This is a genomic window from Clostridium beijerinckii (assembly GCF_018223745.1).
GTDB lineage: Bacteria > Bacillota > Clostridia > Clostridiales > Clostridiaceae > Clostridium > Clostridium beijerinckii.
The window spans coordinates 5,634,083-5,653,192 of the sequence record NZ_CP073653.1 but is presented as its reverse complement, the minus strand read 5'-3'; the positions used below and the strand labels follow the sequence as shown (position 1 = coordinate 5,653,192).

The following is a 19,110-nucleotide window of genomic DNA, read 5'->3' as shown; positions in this document are numbered from 1 at the left end:
AATGACAAAGATGCAGAAAAAGAATATATCTAGAATATTTAAAAATATTTATATTTATCTTGTTTTCTTATTTTTATATCTTCCTATCTTTTATGTAATTATTTTTTCATTTAATACTTCAAAGTTAAATATTACTTTCGAAAATTTCACTTTTCAATGGTATGGGACCTTCTTCAAAAATAGAACTTTAATGGAGGCGCTTTCAAATACTTTGATTATTGGGATTATAAGTACTATTATTTCAACTATTATAGGAACTATTGGTGCTATAGGGCTAAGTAAATACAGATTTAGAGGAAGAGATGTAATAGATAAATTATTATACATCCCTATAGTAATTCCAGAAGTAGTACTTGGTATTGCTCTACTTTCAATATATTCAGTTCTTAGTATTCCTTTAGGATTAATTAGTATTACTTTATCTCACATTACTTTCAGTATTCCTTTTGTTGTAATAACAGTGAGAGCAAGACTTGCTGGATTTGATAAATATCTTGAAGAAGCAGCTATGGATTTAGGTGCAAATAGGATTGTGACTTTCTGGAGAGTAACGTTACCGCTCATAATGCCAGGAGTTTTGTCTGGTGCTATGCTGGCATTTTCATTATCTATTGATGATGTTGTAATTAGCTTCTTTACAGCTGGACCAGGAAGTACAACACTTCCACTTAAAATTTTCTCCATGGTAAAGACTGGAGTAACACCAGAAGTAAATGCTTTATCCACAGTAATAATGGTTATAACTATTATAATTATAGCTTTAAATACTGCATTTCAAGTTAGGAAGCTTAAGTCACAATAAGAGAATAGTAGAACGGAATATTTGTCTGTTATTTATTTTCACGTTCATGAAGATAATAAGGAATAAAGGTTTACTAACTTGAATAAGAGGGTGAGTTAATGATTAAATATGATGTTGTTATTAAGAATGGAACCATAATAGATCCAAAGCGAAAAAAGAGTACTATTGCTAATATTGGAATTCTAAATGGAAAAATAAGAGCTATAACAAGAGAAGATATGGAAGGTAACATTGAATTAGATGTAAGAGGCAAAACAGTATGTCCAGGTATTATAGATATTCATGCTCATGTAGAGGGGGACTTAGATTGTGCTAGAGTGCTAGCAGCCATGGGAGTTACTACAGTATACAATGGTAATTGTGGAATGTCTCCAGAAAATATTAAGGAATTCTACAATAAATATGATAGTTTTTTAATCAATCAAATAGAACAAATTGGACATACTACTCTGAGAGAACAAGTTGGGGTTACTGATAGATATAAATCATCCAGCGATGAAGAAGTTGAAAAGATGAAGGTTATCCTTGAAGAAGCATTTGAATTTGGAGTCAGCGGATTATCATTCGGACTTGAATATGTTCCTGGAAGCTCAAGGAAGGAAGTATTAGAACTAGCAAAAGTTGCAGCCCAATATGGAAAGTTAGTATCAATTCATACAAGGTCAGACTCCTATGGTGGCCTTTCTAGCTTAAGAGAAGCTATTGATATAACTAGAAAAACAGGTGCAGCTGTAAATATATCTCATCTAACTTACCAGTTTGGAATGGGAATGGCAACAGAAGCTCTTCATATGATAGAAGAAGCTTTAGCTGAAGGGCTAGATATATCTGTAGATAGCGGAATGTATAGTGGATTTGCGACTTCCATTGGAAGTGCTGTTTTTGATGAAGGCTGCATAGAAAAGTGGGGATGCGATTATAGCAGCTTAATAGCTGGGACTGGTAAATATAAAGGTAAGAGATTAACCAAAGAAATTTATGAAGAACTTAGACGAAATTATCCGGATGATACGGTCATAGGCATGGTAGGAGAGGAATATGAAGTATTTGAAATCCTAGAAAAACCTTATGTAATGGTCTCTACAGATGCGGGAACATTATACGATGCTGGAGTCCCAGGTCATCCCCAAGATGCAGGGACATATCCTAAATTTTTTAAAACTATGGTAAGAGAGCAGCATAGAATCACTTTAATAGATGCTATAAGACGATGCACATACATGCCGGCAAAACGCTTAGGATTAATAAATAAAGGATTTATTGGAGTTGGAGCTGATGCAGATATTTTAATATTTGATGCGAAAATAATAGAAGATAGAGCAGATTATCCATGCTTTGGAGCCACAGACACAAGGCCAGAAAGCATTGAATATGTTTTTGTAAATGGAGTTATTACAGTAAAAGGGAAAGAAGTATTGGATATAAGTGCAGGGAAAACTATTAAAGATAAGTGTCTTATGTGGAATTGGGAGCAATGATAAGTATGGAATAAACTAATAAGGGCTACCACAAATATTCTTGAGAATATTAGAATATATATTCTTCGGAATATTACCATAAATATTCTTAAGAATAAGTATTCTGTACCATATATATTCTTCAGAATATCCTTAAAAAATCGGGAGCTACAGATATTTTATTAGAATTTGAAATTAATTGTTAATAGAAATTAATCTGTGAAATTCACAGCAAAATAAATTGGTGGCAAAAATAAGTTGAGAGATCTTATATTAATTAAATGAGAGGAAGAGATATTATGGAAATTAAAAAGATGTACATCAATGGTGAATGGGTAGAAGCTACTTCTAAAAAAACGAGAGATGTAATAAATCCAGCTAATGGACAAGTAATTGCAAAGACAACAGAAGGCGGGATTGAGGATACTAAGCTAGCAATTGCAGCTGCAAAAGAATCTTTTTATGGAAAAGGTGAATGGAGGAGAATGAATGCACAAGCTCGTGCTGATATTCTTTTACAAATTGCAGATAAGATAGCAGAAAAAAGAGATAAATTTGCAATGCTCGATACAATAGATAATGGAAAACCTCTTCGTGAGGCAGAAGGTGACATAGATGACGGAATTCATTGTTTTAGATATTATGCAGGCTTAATCACAAAACCATATGGAGGAGTTTATGATGTAAATGATGGATTTGGGCAAATGCACTCATATACAGTGCATGAACCAGTAGGGGTATGTGGACAAATCACTCCATGGAACTACCCATTTTTAATGGCAGTTTGGAAGTTAGCGCCAGCTATTGCGGCAGGAAACAGTGTCGTATTTAAACCTAGCTCAAATACTCCTTTATCAACAATTGCATTATTTGAAATATTTGATGAAATAGGGCTTCCAAAGGGATCTGTTAATTTGGTATTAGGTTCAGGTGGAACTGTAGGGCAGGAAATAGCTGAAAGTAATGATATAGACATGGTTACTTTCACAGGAAGCACAGAAGTAGGACAAAGTATTGCAAGAGCTGCTGTAGGAAACCTTAAAAAAGTTGGCCTAGAACTTGGGGGGAAATCACCAAATATTATTTTTGCAGATGCGGACTTTGAAGGAGCAGTTGAATGGGCCATGGTTGGTATATTCTTTAATCAAGGTGAAGTTTGTTCAGCAGGTTCTCGTATTATTATCGAGGAGTCAATTAAGGATAAGTTTGTAGCACGTCTTGCAGAAAAAGCAAATGCAATGACTATAGGAAATCCAGTAAATAATCCAGATATGGGTCCGTTAGTTTCAAAAGAACATATGGAAACAGTATTAAAATATATTGAGATAGGTAAGAATGAAGGTGCAACCCTAGTTTGTGGTGGAGAAAGATACACAGAAGGAGAATGTGCAGAAGGATATTATGTGAGACCAACTATATTCGACAACTGTACTTCAGATATGACAATTGTAAAAGAAGAAATCTTTGGACCAGTTGTAACAATTCAAACATTTAAAACAGAAGAGGAAGCTATAGCCTTAGCTAATGATACAATCTACGGTTTAGCAGGAGCAGTATTTACATCAGATGGAACTATAGCATTAAAAGTAATAAAGGAAATTAGAGCAGGTATCACGTGGATTAATTGTTATAATCCAACTTTCAACGAAGCACCATGGGGAGGATATAAAATGAGTGGATATGGTAGAGAACTAGGTGTCCACGGTTTAGAAGAATACCAAGAAATAAAACAAATAAACATTAATTTAACCCCAGGACCAATTGGCTGGTACGAACATTAAAATTGGTTTTGTGAAGAATATAAAGTGAAGCGAGAACAACCGAAAGAGAATACATATATGTTCCTCAGGACTGTGAAAAATTTCGCTGAGAATATCTAAATGGAAAGTTGCACCACTTCTGCATGCTCCTGTGACAAGCGCAGGACAAGCAAAAGCGGAACAACTTCCCATTAAGATATTACGGCAGCTTATTTTTCAATGCCTGCTCCACATATATGTATTCTCTTTCTTTGTGCTGCTATCACTTTACATACTTCTTCACATATATTCTATTTCTGATTTTTGTAGTAAATTTAAAATATTTCTGCACTGCAAGTATTTTTACATTTCGGGTACTTTGTAGCGTCCTTAAAGTAAGGTTATTCTCTAAATTTTAACAAGTTCCATTTAGTAGACACATTGAATTTGCGGTATAAATTCTGAATGTGTTTTTTTAGTGTATATCCACTTATATAAAGTTTGTTAGCAATTTCATCATTATTCATATCCTGAAAAATTAATTGTAAAACTTCTACTTCACGATTCGTTAAATTATACTTCGAGGCTAGATTTGCCATAGAGAACGATATATTGGAAGAATTTTTTGAATCCTTTGTATAATATTCATAAAAGCGAAGATTGAGATGATCGCTAAAGGCCTTTACAATGAACATCTCATCGGAGGTAAAATCTCCTTCTTCTCGTCTACGATAAATTGTGAGAACTCCTAAAAATAAATCATTATATACGAGATTTAATTGTAATGAGTAATGAAGCCTAAATGGCTCGTAGCATTTCTTATATAGTACTGTTTTCACTCTCTCTTCTTCAGGCATTAAATCGCTTTCACGAATAAGTAGGCATTGTCCGCTCAACATTACCCAACGAGTATAATCTTCATCTTCATTTAAAAGGTAATTTTTTTCAGTATCTGAGTAAACCTCAGGGACACAGATGGGATCACATACCAAGTTCTTCGAATTAGTATGGTCAGCCATTAAAATACTGGAGGCTGTATTAGGAATTAACATTTTTAGTAGGTTCAAAAATGTTATTTTCATTGTATCAAAATCCGGAATGCTATATATCTGATAAATTATATTATTTATTAATAGAAATTCATTATTTTGCATATAGATACCTTCCATAACTATATATTACTAATATTTATATCTGCATAAATATTCTATAAATATGCGAGATTATTAAAGGTATTTTACCATAAATTACATAAATTGTACATGTAGTTATAATACTTAAATATTATTGTAAGTATATACTAACAAGGAAAGAAGATACTTATAAAGTAGTATACGTACTTCTAAAATAATGCAATAACCATACATTGAGAGAATTGTTTTAACTAGGGCATTTGATTTATAATAATATCAATAAAGAAAATAGATTAAATACAACGACGTATTACTGATTTAAAATCATTGTAATGCGTCGTTTTGATTTTAGAAAGGGAGTAATTATTATGGCACAAAGAGAACAAATTGTTGAAGATTTAAACAGAGTTATAGGATATATAAAAAGCGATGGATTAACAAACGAGGAAAAAGAATCAATTACAAAGGATACAATAAATTATTTTGATAACTATGTAAGTCCAGGATGGCTTAAATACAGAAAATCAGTATCAACAAATGCAGCAGTTGTAGAATGGACAGATCAGGGAGCATATTGCACAGGATTATATGGAGAAGAATTTATAGATTGTCTAGGTGGATTTGGAATTTATACATGTGGGCATAGAAATGAGGAAATACTTGATGTTGTAAAAGCACAGCTCGATCATCAAGCATTACATTCACAAGAATTATTAGATCCATTAAGAGGATATCTTGCAAAAGCAGTTGCTGAAATTACGCCGGGAGATTTAGAATATTGCTTTTTCACTAATGGAGGAGCAGAAGCAGTAGAAATGGCATTAAAGCTTGCAAGAATCGCAACAGGTGGAAGATGGTACATTTCAACAGTAGGAGCGTTTCATGGTAAATCAATGGGAGCTATTTCAATGGGGGGGAAGAGCACATACAGAGTGCCGTATACACCAATGGTACAGCAAGTTCAACACGTTGAATATGGAAATGCAGAAGATATAAGGAAAGCTATAAGTAATCTATATGCAGTAGGCGAGAGAGTTGCAGCTGTTATATTAGAGCCAATACAAGGTGAAGCAGGGATTATCATTCCACCAGAAGGTTATTTACAAGAAGTTCGTGAAATATGCGATGAATATGGAGTTGCTCTAATATTTGATGAAATTCAAACTGGAATGGGTAGGACTGGAACAATGTGGAGGTGTGAAGCAGAAGGTGTAACTCCTGATATCATGACTTTTGGTAAGGCGTTTGGTGGAGGAATAATGCCAATAACAGGTATTATATGCAGACCTAAAATGTGGACAGAAGAATTAGTGGACAATCCATGGCTTTTAGGATCACCAACTTTTGGAGGAAATCCAGTTTGCTGTTCAGCAGCGCTTGCTACAATAAAATATATGCTAGAAAATGATGTTCCAGGACAATGTAAAGAAAAAGGTGAATATTTAAAGTCAGGGTTAGAAATGTTATGGAAGAAGTATCCTACAGTTATAAATGAGGTAAGAGGTACTGGACTTATGTTAGCTGTAGAGTTTCGTGAAAGTGATATAGGATACTCTGTTGCTAAGGGGTTATTTAAAAGAGGCGTTATGACTGCAGGAACTTTAGTAAATGCTAAATGCATCCGTTTTGAACCAGCAGCTGTTATTTCAAAAAAAGATATGGATAATGTTATTGAGAGAATGGATGCAGCATTGGAAGATACAAAAAAGGAATTTAATATTTAGAAGTAAAGATGCTATATATCAATGTATATAGCATTTTTTTCATGATAAGGAGATATGTGCTTATGAGACAATTAATGCTAGGTCCTGTGATATATAAATATAATGATTGTAAAACTTTTTGTAAGGAATTTCACATAGGCAAAGATGATTTGATAATTACAGAAAAAGAAATATATAATAATTGCTTGAAATTTAATGTAAATGAGGCAGCAGTTCTGTTTAAAGAGAACTATGGAATTGGAAATATGTCTGAGGATATCGTTGAGAGTATGTATGAACATGTTAGAAGAATATCTCATGAAAGGATTATTGCTATTGGCGAGAAATGTATTTTAGAGATCGGAAAAATATTTTCCTTAACAAATATTTCTCCAGTTGTAGATTTATACAATAATAAGATAGAAATAATTAAAGAAAAAGAATTAGTATTAGTCCCAACTAAACTTGGTATCGGAAGTGAAGTAAATAATGTTTCTGAATTACAATTAAAAGAAAATAATATGAAAGTAAGCCTTGTTGCAGATGAATTATATGCTGATAGTACAGTTATGATAACAGAATTACTAAGCAAATTGCCACTAGACCTGCTTATAAGTAGCTCTATAAATGCATTAATTCATGCCATTGAATCATATTTATCTCCCAGAGCAACTGAATATACTAGGCTTTTTTCTTTAAAAGCTGTTGAAATAATATTTAGAAGCTATAAAAATATTATAAACAAGGAAATGGTTATGAGTAGTCAGACAGTAGATGATTTTCTTTTAGCAGGCAATTATTCAGAAATTGCTTTTGCAAATACAGGCGGGGATGATTTAGATGTAATTAAGCAGGAATTAAGAAAAAAAGATAATACAGTTACGTATGGAGAAGCTAATTATATTACGTTTATGGAAATGCTTAAATCTTATCAGGGTATATATCCTGATAGTGACATCATAATATTGAGTGGATTTTTTGCAAATTTGTTAGAGTGCGATACTAGCGAAGTGTTTGAACAAGTAGAAAATCTATTATGCAAACTAATTGTAAAAAGTTCATCAAGTAAGAGGCGATAGATTAAATATAGAAGAAACAAATATAAATTATAGAAATTTATAAAATTAAGTAAAAGACAAAAGGTCTTAATGATAATAACAATTTAAATCTATAAATAAATTAGGATAATCATATAAATACTATTTTACATCAGATTATGATATCAAAAAAATATGGAGTTTAGTAAAAATGCTCTATATTTTCAAAGATATAAAGAAATTATAATTGGAATAATAAGTTATAGCTTTGCGCTAGAAAGAATATAATATTGATCATTAGAAACTAGTTAAAATCACGAATATTTAGATTTATAATGCATATATTTAGTTCATCATAATGGTAATATTTTATGAAATTTATATAGAATTGATATTATCTATTTCAAATATAATGTTGACATTTTTAGAGAATAAGATTATTATTATAGTATTAAATTGAGAATAAATTAAATTTTATGGAGTAAAAATTAAATATTGATAAATAGATAACAACGGAGTTATTAGACATTTTAGTTTTGTTTAATGACTCCATTGCCATAATATATTGAAATTTTTAAGCGAATGTGGAAGCGCTTCCAAGAAAACAGAAAATATTTAAAATTTTATTAAAAATTTTAAATATTCATACAGAATTTCCAAATATTAAAAAATAAATTATATAAAATAGAAAAGAAGGAGAGAAATACATGTTAAAATATATTGGAAAAAGATTTTTAGTAAGTCTGTTAACAATATTGGTTGTAATAACAGTGACATTTTTTCTAATGAGACTTATGCCAGGAGGACCTTTTGATGGGGACAAGTTAACGCCACAAGTTAAGGCAAATATGGCAGCAAAGTATGGAACAGATAAACCTTTATTCGACCAATACACAATGTATTTAAGTAACTTGGTTCATGGGGATTTTGGTGAATCAATGGTTTTTGAAGGAAGAGGAGTAGCAGATACTATAAGTAAATCATTCCCAGCATCTGCTGAATTAGGTATAATAGCTGTAATTATGTCACTAATTGGAGGAATACTTCTTGGAACACTTGCAGCATTAAAAAATGGAAAGTGGCCGGATAGAGTGGTTGTATTTATTGCAACGCTTTGTATCACAATACCAAGTTTTGTAATTGGTGCAGTTTTAATTTATATATTAGGTGTTGAACTTCAACTACTACCTCCAACAGGTTTTGGTGAATGGAAAAATGATATAATGCCTTGTATAGCACTATCAGCATCATCGTTATCATTTATCACAAGACTTACAAGAAGTAAGTTAATAGATGTATTAAAATCTGATTACATAAGAACCGCAAAAGCAAAAGGCTTAAGCAAAAGTACAATCATCTTTAAACATGCTTTAAGAAATTCGTTGATTCCAATAGTCACATATGTTGGGCCATTAACGGCTTCTATATTAACGGGTGGATTTGTAACAGAAAAGATTTTTGCTATTCCTGGACTTGGTAATGAATTTGTACAATCGGTTACAAATAGAGATTATTCTATGTTGCTTGGGGTAACAGTATTTTATTGTACAATGTTAATATTCTTTACATTCTTTGTTGATGTATTATATGTATTAATTGATCCGAGAATAAAATTACAAGATGCGGAAGTATAAGGGGAGGAAAAGAGAAAATGGAAAATGGATTAAAAATTAAAAAAGAATTGTTTACTCCTCTAAGTGCAGAAGAAAAGAAAATCGATGTAGTAGTTAGACCAAGTGTTGGATATTGGCAGGATGCATGGAGGAGATTAAAAAAGGACAAAATGGCAATAGTATCATTAGTGATAATAGTACTTGTAGTTGCAGCTGCTATTTTGGTTCCAATGTTATCTAAATATGATTATGCTGCTAATGATTTATCACAAACATATTTAAAGCCGTCTGCTGAGCATTGGTTTGGAACAGATAACCTTGGAAGAGACTTGTTTGTTAGAAATTTTTATGGAGCTAGATATTCATTAATTATTGCTGTACTGGCAGCATTTATAAATCTAGTTATTGGAGTATTATATGGTGGAGTAGCTGGTTATTTTGGAGGAATAGTAGATAGTATATTAATGAGAATAGTAGACGTTCTATCTTCAATTCCAATGACTATATATGTAGTAATATTTATGGCTATTTTAAATAAACCAGGAGCAGCTGGTGGAAGTGGTCTTCTCACTATAGTATTGGGTCTTTCTATAACCTATTGGATTGGAATGGCTAGAATCGTAAGAGGAGATGTTCTTCAATTAAAGCAACAAGAATTTGTTCTTGCTGCAAAGTCATTGGGTGCAACAAATGCAAGAATATTAATAAGACATTTAATTCCAAACTGTATAGGATCAATAATGGTTACATTAACATTATTGATTCCAGAAGCCGTATTTACAGAAGCATTTTTAAGCTTTATTGGTCTTGGGATTGCAGCGCCAAGAGCATCTCTTGGAACATTGGCAAATGAAGCGATGCAAGGTATATACACATACCCATATCAATTATTTTTTCCAGCAGCGATGATTTGCATAATAATATTATGCTTTAACCTTTTTGGCGATGGATTGAGTCAAGCATTAGATCCAAAAAACAAGAGATAGGAGGAAGAATGAAAAATGGAAAAATTACTAGACGTAAAAGATTTAAAAACTTCCTTTAAAACTAGTGCCGGTGAAGTACATGCAGTAAGAGGGGTGTCTTTTTACTTAGAAAAGGGAGAGGCCTTAGGAATAGTTGGAGAATCAGGTTGTGGTAAAAGTGTTACTATGATGTCAATTATGAGATTACTAGCAGACAATGGAAGAATTGTAGGCGGAGAAATACTCTTTGATGGAAAAAATATTTCGGATGTAAAAGAAGTTGAAATGGAGTCTATAAGAGGAAATGATATAGGAATGATATTCCAAGATCCTATGACTTCACTAAATCCAGTTTATACAATAGGCGATCAATTGATGGAGCCATTAATAAAACATAAGAAAATCAGTAAAGCAGAGGCGAGAAAAGAAGCTATAAAGATGCTTGGATTAGTTGGAATACCAAGTCCTGAAAAGAGAATGAAACAGTATCCTCATGAATTTTCAGGTGGTATGAGACAGAGAGCAATGATTGCTATGAGTTTAATTTGTGAGCCAAAGCTTATTATTGCAGATGAGCCAACAACAGCATTGGATGTTACTATTCAAGCTCAAATTTTAGATTTAATGAAGGAATTAAAACAGAAACTTGATACTGCTATTATATTAATAACTCATGATTTAGGTGTTGTTGCGGATGTATGTAGTAGAATAAATGTAATGTATGGTGGAATAATAGTAGAGACGGGAACAGCAGAAGATATATTCTACAGAGGAAAACATCCTTATACTTGGGGACTTTTAAGAAGTGTACCAAATCCTAAAGAAGATATTAAAGAAAAACTTATTCCAATTGAAGGACAGCCACCAGATTTATTAAAGCCACCAGTTGGATGTCCATTTGCAGCCAGATGTGATTATGCAATGAAGATTTGCATTCAAGAGCAACCTCCTTTATTTGAAATAGGAGATAAGCATCGTACAGCATGTTGGTTATGTCATGAGGATGCGCCAGAAGTCGAATCACCTATAAGGAGGATGGAGTAGTGGAAGATAATAAAGATGTAATTTTAGAAGTTAAAGATTTATGTAAATACTTCCCTGCAAATAAAGGGTTATTTAAAGGTAAAAGTTATGTTAAGGCAGTAGATAGGGTTTCATTCTCACTAAAAAGAGGAGAAACTTTAGGACTTGTAGGTGAATCGGGATGTGGAAAGACAACTACAGGTAGAACTATATTAAAGCTTTATGAACCAACGGAAGGTCAAATAATTTTTAACGGAAAAGATATAACAAAGTATTCAAAACAAGATATGGTTCCTTTGAGGAAGGAAATGCAGATGATCTTTCAAGATCCTTATGCATCTCTAGATCCAAGAATGACTGTTGGAGATATAATAGGAGAAGCTATTGATGTTCATAAATTACTAACAGGTGAAGCAAGAACAGAAAGAATAAGAAGTTTATTATCAAAAGTTGGACTTGCTAGTGATCATATAAATAGATATCCACATGAATTTTCAGGTGGACAAAGACAAAGAATAGGCATAGCAAGAGCGTTAGCTGTAGAACCGTCATTAATAGTCTGTGATGAGCCAATATCAGCACTGGATGTTTCTATCCAAGCTCAGGTTATAAACATGCTAGAAGAACTTCAGGAAGAATTAGGATTGACTTATTTGTTTATAGCCCATGATCTTTCAATGGTTAAGCATATATCAACTCATATAGGAGTTATGTACCTTGGAAGAATGGTTGAAAAGGGAGAAAGTAATAAGGTTTATTCGGAAGGATTGCATCCATATACACAAGCATTACTTTCAGCAGTACCAATACCAGATCCAGATGTAGCTAAAAATAATAAAAGAATAGTTCTAGAAGGAGATATTCCATCACCAATAGATCCACCACCAGGATGTAGATTTAAAGGTAGATGTAAGTATGCAAAACCAATTTGTTCAGAAGTTGATCCAGAGTTAAAGGAAGTAAAGCCAGGCCATTTTGTGGCATGTCACTTGTATAATAACTAAATTTTGGTAAGAAAAGTGATTAGTTAAACTCATAATGCCTAAACAAAAAATAGAAATTAATTAGATATTTAGTATACTGTTAAAGAATTTTGGGAAAAATGATTTAAACAGATATAAATAAAATAAATAATAAATGATAAATTAAGGGGGAATATGCAATGAAAAAAAGCAAAGTAAAACAATTATGCGCAGTAGCTTTAGCAGCAACACTTGGACTTACAGTTTTAGCTGGTTGTGGTTCTAAGAAAACTGATAAAGCAGCGACTTCAGGAAAACAAGAGTTAGTTTTCAACTTAGCAGCTGATCCAAAGACTTTAGATCCAGGGCTAAACCAAGCAGTTGATGGATCTATAGTAGACGCAAATGCTTTTGAAGGGCTATGTAAATTGGATGAGAGTGGTAAGGCAATTCCAGGTCAAGCTGAAAAATGGGAAGTATCTGATGATAAGTTAACATATACTTTTCATTTAAAGAAAGATCTAAAATGGTCAAATGGGGATCCAGTTAAGGCTAGTGATTTTGAATATGCATGGAAAAGAGTATTAAATCCTGAAACTGCATCTATATATTCATTCCAATTACTATATCTTAAGGGTGGAGAAGAATATAATACAGGAAAAGGAACTGCAGATCAAGTTGGAGTAAAAGCAACTGATGATAGTACATTAGTAGTTACTCTTGCAGCACCATGTCCATACTTCTTAGAATTAACATCATCTACGACATATATGCCTGTAGATCAAAAGATTGTTGAAGGAAATAAAGATTGGGCAAAAGATGCTAAAACTTTAGTTTCAAATGGTCCTTTCAAATTTACAGATTATAAGATTAAAGATCAAATTGTACTAGAAAAAAATGAAAATTATCCAGATAAAGATAAAATCAAACTTGATAAAATCACAATGAAGATGGTTACTGAAAATACATCAGCATGGGCAAGTTATAAGACAGGTCAATTCGATATGGTATACTCTGTTCCATCATCAGAAATTGAGCAAGCGATAAAAGATAAGACTGCTACTACATTTAAGATGTTAGGAACTCAATATGTTGATGTTAATGTTTCTGATAAAGCTAAAGAAATAGATCCAAATGCTGCAAAAGTATTGAGTAATGCGAAATTTAGAGAAGCATTAGCTAATGCCATAGACAGAACAACAATTGTTGAAAAAGTACTTAAGAGTGGTCAAACACCTGCACATAGCTTTGTAGCTCCTGGAATTACTGGCCCAGATGGAAAAGACTTTGCAAATAAAAAGTACTTTGAAGAAAATGGTGATATAGAAAAGGCTAAGAAGCTATTAGCTGAAGCTGGATATCCAGATGGTCAAGGATTACCACCACTTGTAGTATTATACAATCCTGAAAATGGTAATGGTGAATTATATCAAGCAATCCAAGATATGTGGAAGAAGATTGGCGTAAATGTTGAACTTCAAACTCAAGAATGGAAAGTATTCCAAGCAACTAGAGATGCTAAGAACTATGAAATGGCAAGAGGTGCATGGACTGGAGATTATTCTGATCCTATGACCTTTGTAGACATGTTTATATCAACTTCTCCTAATAATGAAGTTGGATACAATAATCCAAAATATGATCAATTAGTTGATGCAGCAAAGAATGAAACAGATGCTAACAAGAGATTCGATATATTACATCAAGCAGAAGATCTTCTAATGGAAGAGATGCCTATTATTCCTTTATATCACGATACTAAGACATTTGGAATAAAGGATTATGTTAAAGGTGTAAGAGTATCTCCACTTGGCTATATATACTTTGATAGCGCATATATAGAAGGTAAAAAATAATAAACTTTAGTTAAATAAATTGAAAGAACTACTTTAAAATATGCTTATATTTTAAAGTGGTTCTTTTATTTTTTAGGAAGATATAATTAAATTAAATCCGAAGATAGCTCTTAAAAATAATAGAAATACGCAATCTCAAAAGTGGAGCATGTCCCTATAAAGAAAACTATTTAATATATTCTGCTGCAAGCGATTTTTTACGTTTCCAGCTGAATTAAGTATAAGTACTCGATTACTAGGATTTTGAAAATATATACTTTAAGATTTATATTAAGCAATTTTTAAGACATATTTACATAGATTTAACAGTATAAAAGCATCAATATTAAAATCATAATTTGGCCCATAAAGTATTGAATTAAAGCCAAATAAGTAGTAAAATAAAAAAGATAGGATTTAAGAAGTGAAATAAATATTCCAAGTCCAAGGATAAAATTTAAAGTTTATTATAGAGTAATTTATATGGTGCAGAAGCTTAGAATTATATAGAAATATAAGGAATTTAAGTCTATGCAATTTTTTTAGCTCTACAATTCAGATAAGTTTAATAGGATATGGAAATTGGATATTGTTTATGGCACTTTAGTAGTGGAATTATAATTAATTGTGTGAATTTATGTTAGCTATTATGAAAAGGCGGATAATTTATCTGACTAATAATATTAGTAGTTAATAACTATGATATAACAATTAGTTATTGTTTGAAGCTTATAAATTTTATTAGAAATATTAGCAATAAGCGTATTTAAATTAAGGGGGATTTTAAACATGATCAAAGTATTAACAAACGACGGATTAGAAAATGCGTCAATTGAGGCATTGAATGGATTGGGAGTAGAAGTTGTCAATGAACACTTTAACCAAGATATATTGGGGGCGAAATTAAAGGAATTTGATGCAGTTGTTATTAGATCAGCTACTAAGCTTACAGCTGATGTATTTGAAGCAGAAGCAGGCGGAAATTTAAAATTGGCTATTAGAGCTGGTGTTGGAATAGATAACATAGATATTCCTGCTGCACAAGGAAAAGGAGTAACAGTAAGAAATACTCCATCAGCAAGCTCAGATTCAGTTGCAGAACTTGCAATTGGTCATATGTTTGCACTTGCAAGATTTATTGCGATATCTAACTACACTATGAGAAATGGTGAATGGAATAAAAAGAAATATGAAGGAACTGAAATTGCGGGTAAAACACTTGGAATCGTTGGAATGGGAAGAATAGGTCAATCTTTAGCTAAAAAGGCAACTGCTTTGGGTATGAAGGTTGTATATTATACAATTGAAGGAAGACATGATGATTTAGATTATGATTTTGTATCTTTAGAAGAAGTATTAAAGGTTTCAGATTTTATTTCACTTCATGTACCTTATGATAAAGCGGCTGGTTCATTAATAGGAAAAAAAGAATTGGAATTAATGAAGAATACAGCATATCTTATTAATTGTGCTAGAGGTAAGGTCGTTGATGAAGCAGCATTAATAGAAGCACTTAATAAAGGTGAAATTGCTGGAGCTGGTATTGATGTATTTGAAGAGGAGCCAACTAAGAATGAAGAATTAATTAACCATCCGAAAGTTAGTGCTACCCCACACATTGGAGCTGCAACTAAAGAAGCTCAAACAAGAATAGGTGAAGAAGTAGTTTCAGTAATAAAGGAATTCTTTAATCTATAATTTAGGAGGAATTTTTGATGGCGATAGTTAAAGCTTTTAGAGGAATTAGACCAGTTAAGGAATTAGCTTCAAAAATAGCAGCTTTACCATATGATGTAATGAGTAGTGATGAAGCAAGAGAAATGGTGGTTGGAAATCCACACTCATTTCTCCACGTTGATAGACCAGAAATAGATTTAGATCCAGAAATAGATGTACATGATCCTAAGGTATATGCAAAGGCTAAAGAAAATCTTGATAGAATGATAAGAGATGGAGAATTTATTCAAGATGAAGAACCTTGTTTATACATATATAGGCAAATAATGAATGGAAGATCTCAAACAGGAATTGTATTCTGTGCATCTATAGATGATTATATGAATAATATAATTAAAAAACACGAGTTTACAAGGGCGGATAAGGAACAGGATAGAATTAATCATGTTGATTATTGTGATGCAAATACTGGGCCAATTTTCTTAACATACAAGGAAGATCAAATTGCATCAGAAATAATAGATGCTTGGATTCAGAATGAAAGTAAAAGAAAACCTATATATAATTTCGTAGCCGAAGATGGTATAACGCACATTGTATGGGTTGTAGATAATGAAATTATTATAGACGAAATAGTTGACCTATTTAAGGAAATAGATTATTTATATATTGCAGATGGTCATCATAGATCGGCTTCCGCTGTAAAAGTTGGGCTTAAGAGAAGAGCCGAAAATCCAAATTATACTGGTGAGGAAGAGTTTAACTATTTCTTAGCGGTTGCATTCCCTGATAATGATCTAATGGTTATGGATTATAACAGAGTTGTTAAAGATTTAAATGGAATGACTAAAGAAGAATTGATTACGAAGTTAGAGGAAAACTTTATTGTAACTAAATCTGAAAATAATGTGCCTGTAAAGCCTGCTAAGAAGCATACATTTGGGATGGATGTTGAAGGAGAATGGTATTTATTAGAGGCAAAAGATGGGACGTTTGATGAAAATAATCCTATAGCGCAACTTGATGTTGCAATTCTTCAAAGTAATGTACTAACACCAATCTTAGGAATTGAAGATGTCAGAACATCAGATAGAATTGACTTTATAGGCGGTATCAGAGGAATCAAAGAGCTTGAAAAAAGAGTTAATTCAGATATGAAGATTGCTTTTTCTATGTATCCAACAGAGGTTCATGACATTATGGATGTTGCTGATATTGGAGAGGTAATGCCACCAAAATCAACATGGTTTGAGCCTAAATTAAGAAGTGGATTATTTATTCATGAATTAAAATAGTTGTCCCCGTCAAAAAAAGATTAACTAAGAAATAAAAAAGATTGACTACGTGGCGGAGCAGTAAAAAAGAGAACTCAAAATAGAATAAAAGATAGAGCATAAAAGCGAGTAGAACATACCCTTCGGGTCGGTTTTCTTAATTCGAATTTATGCTCTTTTTTTGCTTAAAAATAAAGTTGTGTTCAGTTTCTATTTAATGAAAAATAAATATATTTTAATATTTTTCTATAAACATATGTATAAAGATAAATATATTTATAGGAATATATTTAAAAAGGAATCTACGTTTATAGAAAACTATTTAAAAATGTAAATATTTAAATAGAAAAATATAAACATATGTAAATATTTATAGGAAACATCAAGGTTTCAGCCTAGTATATTTATATAGGTGTCACGTTAAAATAATCTTATTCCTTTTCCTATGTCCTTTTTCCTGTTTAGTTTTCTGCAAAACTTATTATAAAAAAACTGTGATTAATGTGGATATATCTAAAGTAAAAAGGAATGTTTTGTGGATAGATTTATACAGACTTTAAATGAGATAAAAGGATTCAGAATTTAATAGATAGAAAATTAGAATTGATAAAGGAACTGAAGGATGTTAGCAAAGTGGAATTCCACTAATGCAACAACCCTTTAATTTAGGAAAGTTTCTCTTCTATAATTTCTGGTTCTTCAGAATTATCTATAAAAACATAATAGGAGTATATCAATAAAAGCAAAATTATAAAAATAGCAGAAAATCTATACATAATTGCATAACTTTTATGCTCAGCAATGAAACTTAGAAGAATTGATCCAAGTGTATAGGATAAATCCATGGAAGATAAGAAAGTTCCGTTAGCAGCTCCCTGCCTATTAGAAGGAGATCGGTTTACAGCCCAAGCTTGAAGAGAAGGCTGAACGGCACCATACCCAAGTCCGTAGAATAAGGAGGAGAGTATAAGCATTAAAATAGAGTTTGCATAGGAGAGAGTTATAAGACCTATTATTAAGCAAATTGAGCCGGGTAATATTACTACAGCATGTCCTTTTTCATCAAATATTTTTCCAACAAGAGGCCGTGTTATTAAAATCATTGCAACAAATCCAATAAAATAAATCCAAATAGAGGATATTTTTAGCTCCTGCCCGTATAACATTATATAACTCATAATTCCACATAATGTGATTACAAGAAAAAAGCATAATAAAGAAGGCAAGGCTGCTTTTTTTTCAAAGGAATCTTTTAATGAGCATTTGGAAATCGTATTAGATGTTGAAGAGATTTTTATAGTTGATTTAACTTGACTGAGAAATATAATACCAATACCTACTAAAGTTATTGAAATAAGAACAATATTTTTAAAACTGTATAAATTCATTATTACTATTGCAACCATAGGAGATAATGCCATGGATATTATCATTGAAAGAGAATAGTAGCCCATGCCCTCACCGCGTTTCTCTTTTGGCACAATATTAGAAAAAATTGCAGCAGCACCAGTAGAAGCAAGTCCCCAACCTATGCCTTGAATGACGCGAACCAATATTATTGCATCTATTGGAAGCCAGATATATGATAGTGTGCTTCCAGCAAGTATTAGAGCGCCTAAAAGCAGTAGAGGTTTGATTTCGATCCTATCCATAATATTGCCTATGAATAATCTAACAAGTAAAGAAGTTATTGAAAATGTACTTACAACTAGGCTGGCTTCTAAATTATTACCGCCACATAGCTTGGCATATGCAGGAAGAGTTGGAGTTAACATATAAAAAGCTAAGTATATAAATAAATTTGAAAGTAGCATAAATATATAATTTTTGGTCCAAAGTTTTGATGAATTAAAATGATTTTTTATTTCCACATTGATTCCTCCTTTTGTA

At 32.0% G+C, this 19,110-nt stretch carries 14 protein-coding genes; 12 read left to right on the top strand and 2 right to left on the bottom strand.

Going from position 1 to position 19,110, the window contains the following annotated elements:
- Position 1: 1 nt before the first annotated feature.
- The 3 genes from KEC93_RS24920 to KEC93_RS24910 all read left to right on the top strand — a co-directional run bounded on the left by KEC93_RS24920 (position 2) and on the right by KEC93_RS24910 (position 4,040).
- Positions 2-802, top strand: a complete 801-nt coding sequence (locus tag KEC93_RS24920; protein ID WP_039772956.1) for an ABC transporter permease — start codon at positions 2-4, stop codon at positions 800-802.
- 101 nt (positions 803-903) lie between these two features.
- A complete protein-coding gene (locus tag KEC93_RS24915; protein WP_172462770.1) occupies positions 904-2,280 on the top strand; it encodes an amidohydrolase family protein in 1,377 nt (458 codons plus the stop codon).
- 278 nt (positions 2,281-2,558) lie between these two features.
- Positions 2,559-4,040 (top strand): aldehyde dehydrogenase family protein, encoded by a 1,482-nt coding sequence (locus KEC93_RS24910; RefSeq protein ID WP_077868175.1) that lies wholly within the window; start codon positions 2,559-2,561, stop codon positions 4,038-4,040.
- Positions 4,041-4,399: 359 nt separating this feature from the next.
- Here KEC93_RS24910 and KEC93_RS24905 read toward each other — a convergent pair whose 3' ends face one another.
- Positions 4,400-5,152: a helix-turn-helix domain-containing protein gene (locus KEC93_RS24905; protein ID WP_039772960.1), complete on the bottom strand. Its 753-nt coding sequence runs from the start codon at positions 5,150-5,152 to the stop codon at positions 4,400-4,402.
- Positions 5,153-5,499: 347 nt separating this feature from the next.
- Here KEC93_RS24905 and KEC93_RS24900 point away from each other — a divergent pair, with 347 nt between their 5' ends.
- The 9 genes from KEC93_RS24900 (at position 5,500) to KEC93_RS24860 (ending at position 17,241) form a co-directional block, all read left to right on the top strand.
- Positions 5,500-6,855, top strand: a complete 1,356-nt coding sequence (locus tag KEC93_RS24900; RefSeq protein ID WP_077868176.1) for a putrescine aminotransferase — start codon at positions 5,500-5,502, stop codon at positions 6,853-6,855.
- A gap of 62 nt (positions 6,856-6,917) precedes the next feature.
- On the top strand, positions 6,918-7,913 hold the full coding sequence (locus KEC93_RS24895; RefSeq protein ID WP_077868177.1) for an iron-containing alcohol dehydrogenase: 996 nt from the start codon (positions 6,918-6,920) through the stop codon (positions 7,911-7,913).
- 665 nt (positions 7,914-8,578) lie between these two features.
- Positions 8,579-9,505: an ABC transporter permease gene (locus KEC93_RS24890; RefSeq protein ID WP_077309894.1), complete on the top strand. Its 927-nt coding sequence runs from the start codon at positions 8,579-8,581 to the stop codon at positions 9,503-9,505.
- Between the two features lie 17 nt (positions 9,506-9,522).
- A complete protein-coding gene (locus KEC93_RS24885; protein ID WP_077309892.1) occupies positions 9,523-10,470 on the top strand; it encodes an ABC transporter permease in 948 nt (315 codons plus the stop codon).
- A 15-nt stretch (positions 10,471-10,485) separates the two neighbouring features.
- Complete coding sequence (locus tag KEC93_RS24880; RefSeq protein ID WP_077309890.1) at positions 10,486-11,493, top strand: ABC transporter ATP-binding protein; 1,008 nt, start codon at positions 10,486-10,488, stop codon at positions 11,491-11,493.
- Positions 11,493-12,476 (top strand): ABC transporter ATP-binding protein, encoded by a 984-nt coding sequence (locus tag KEC93_RS24875; RefSeq protein WP_077869678.1) that lies wholly within the window; start codon positions 11,493-11,495, stop codon positions 12,474-12,476. Before KEC93_RS24880 ends, KEC93_RS24875 begins: the two co-directional genes overlap by 1 nt.
- A 158-nt stretch (positions 12,477-12,634) precedes the next feature.
- Entirely contained in the window at positions 12,635-14,290 is a 1,656-nt protein-coding gene (locus KEC93_RS24870) for a peptide ABC transporter substrate-binding protein (RefSeq protein WP_077869677.1), read from the top strand.
- 768 nt (positions 14,291-15,058) lie between these two features.
- On the top strand, positions 15,059-15,967 hold the full coding sequence (locus tag KEC93_RS24865; RefSeq protein ID WP_077309884.1) for a D-2-hydroxyacid dehydrogenase: 909 nt from the start codon (positions 15,059-15,061) through the stop codon (positions 15,965-15,967).
- Between the two features lie 17 nt (positions 15,968-15,984).
- Positions 15,985-17,241, top strand: coding sequence for a DUF1015 domain-containing protein (locus tag KEC93_RS24860; protein ID WP_077869676.1), 1,257 nt, complete (start codon positions 15,985-15,987; stop codon positions 17,239-17,241).
- Between the two features lie 644 nt (positions 17,242-17,885).
- Here the strand turns inward: KEC93_RS24860 and KEC93_RS24855 are convergent.
- On the bottom strand, positions 17,886-19,091 hold the full coding sequence (locus tag KEC93_RS24855) for an MFS transporter (RefSeq protein ID WP_023976857.1): 1,206 nt from the start codon (positions 19,089-19,091) through the stop codon (positions 17,886-17,888).
- Between the last annotated feature and the right edge of the window lie 19 nt (positions 19,092-19,110).